This is a genomic window from Hyunsoonleella jejuensis (assembly GCF_900111025.1).
GTDB classification, from domain to species: Bacteria; Bacteroidota; Bacteroidia; order Flavobacteriales; family Flavobacteriaceae; genus Jejuia; species Jejuia jejuensis.
In genome coordinates, this window is the sequence record NZ_FOFN01000009.1 from 1 (window position 1) to 2,297 (window position 2,297).

1 protein-coding gene is annotated in these 2,297 nt (G+C 49.4%); it reads right to left on the minus strand.

What is annotated here, in order from left to right; genetic code table 11:
- A partial coding sequence (locus BMY39_RS15135; RefSeq protein WP_218141013.1) for a MopE-related protein occupies positions 1-2,297 on the minus strand: 2,297 nt, incomplete at both ends.

The following is a 2,297-nucleotide window of genomic DNA, read 5'->3' on the forward strand; positions in this document are numbered from 1 at the left end:
TTATCATCACAATCCGGAGTAGCAGGCGCTACAAGCGAATACCCAACAGGCTGCTCACAAGCGGTCACCGAACTTACACTACCGAAGTAGGTATCGTTATCATTATCCACACCGATGTACCAAGTTTGACCAGGGAACTCATCGGCATCATTATCGTCACAATCCGGAGTAGCAGGCGCTACAAGCGAATATCCAGCAGGCTGCTCACAGGCAGTCACCGAAGTCACACTACCGAAGTAGGTATCAGAATCATTATCCACACCGATGTACCATATTTGACCAGGGAACTCATCGGCATCGTTATCATCACAATCCGGAGTAGCAGGCGCTACAAGCGAATACCCAACAGGCTGCTCACAGGCGGTTACAGAACTTACACTTCCGAAGTAGGTATCAGAATCATTATCCACACCGATGTACCATATTTGACCAGGGAACTCGTCGGCATCGTTATCATCACAATCCGGAGTAGCAGGCGCTACAAGCGAATACCCAACAGGCTGCTCACAAGCGGTCACCGAAGTCACGCTACCGAAGTAGGTATCGTTATCATTATCCACACCGATGTACCATATTTGACCAGGGAACTCGTCGGCATCATTATCGTCACAATCCGGAGTAGCAGGCGCTACAAGCGAATACCCAACAGGCTGCTCACAAGCGGTCACCGAACTTACACTTCCGAAGTAGGTGTCGTTATCATTATCCACACCGATGTACCAAGTTTGACCAGGGAACTCATCGGCATCATTATCATCACAATCCGGAGTAGCAGGCGCTACAAGCGAATACCCAACAGGCTGCTCACAAGCGGTCACCGAAGTCACACTACCGAAGTAGGTATCAGAATCATTATCCACACCGATGTACCATATTTGACCAGGGAACTCGTCGGCATCATTATCATCACAATCCGGAGTAGCAGGCGCTACAAGCGAATACCCAACAGGCTGCTCACAGGCAGTCACCGAAGTCACGCTACCGAAGTAGGTGTCGTTATCGTTATCCACACCGATGTACCATATTTGACCAGGGAACTCATCGGCATCGTTATCATCACAATCCGGAGTAGCAGGCGCTACAAGCGAATATCCAGCAGGCTGCTCACAGGCAGTCACCGAAGTCACACTACCGAAGTAGGTATCAGAATCATTATCCACACCGATGTACCATATTTGACCAGGGAACTCATCGGCATCGTTATCATCACAGTCGTCGATACCTGTACCCGACAGTTCACTTAAAAGGAATCCGTTAGTAGGCCTTTCACATGCCGTTAAGGATGAGGTACCAAAGTCATCACCATCGGCATCAATATACCACGTTTGTCCTGGAAATTCATTGGCATCAGTATCATCGCAATCCGGAGTAGCAGGCGCTACAAGCGAATACCCAACAGGCTGCTCACAGGCGGTTACAGAACTTACACTTCCGAAGTAGGTATCGTTATCATTATCCACACCGATGTACCATATTTGACCAGGGAACTCGTCGGCATCGTTATCATCACAATCCGGAGTAGCAGGCGCTACAAGCGAATACCCAACAGGCTGCTCACAAGCGGTCACCGAAGTCACACTACCGAAGTAGGTGTCGTTATCATTATCCACACCGATGTACCAAGTTTGACCAGGGAACTCGTCGGCATCATTATCATCACAATCCGGAGTAGCAGGCGCTACAAGCGAATACCCAACAGGCTGCTCACAGGCAGTCACCGAAGTCACGCTACCGAAGTAGGTGTCGTTATCGTTATCCACACCGATGTACCATATTTGACCAGGGAACTCATCGGCATCGTTATCATCACAATCCGGAGTAGCAGGCGCTACAAGCGAATACCCAACAGGCTGCTCACAGGCGGTTACAGAACTTACACTTCCGAAGTAGGTATCGTTATCATTATCCACACCGATGTACCATATTTGACCAGGGAACTCGTCGGCATCGTTATCATCACAATCCGGAGTAGCAGGCGCTACAAGCGAATACCCAACAGGCTGCTCACAAGCGGTCACCGAAGTCACACTACCGAAGTAGGTATCAGAATCATTATCCACACCGATGTACCATATTTGACCAGGGAACTCGTCGGCATCATTATCATCACAATCCGGAGTAGCAGGCGCTACAAGCGAATACCCAACAGGCTGCTCACAGGCAGTCACCGAAGTCACACTACCGAAGTAGGTATCGTTATCATTATCCACACCGATGTACCATATTTGACCAGGGAACTCATCGGCATCGTTATCATCACAATCCGGAGTAGCAGGCGCTACAAGCGAATACCCAAC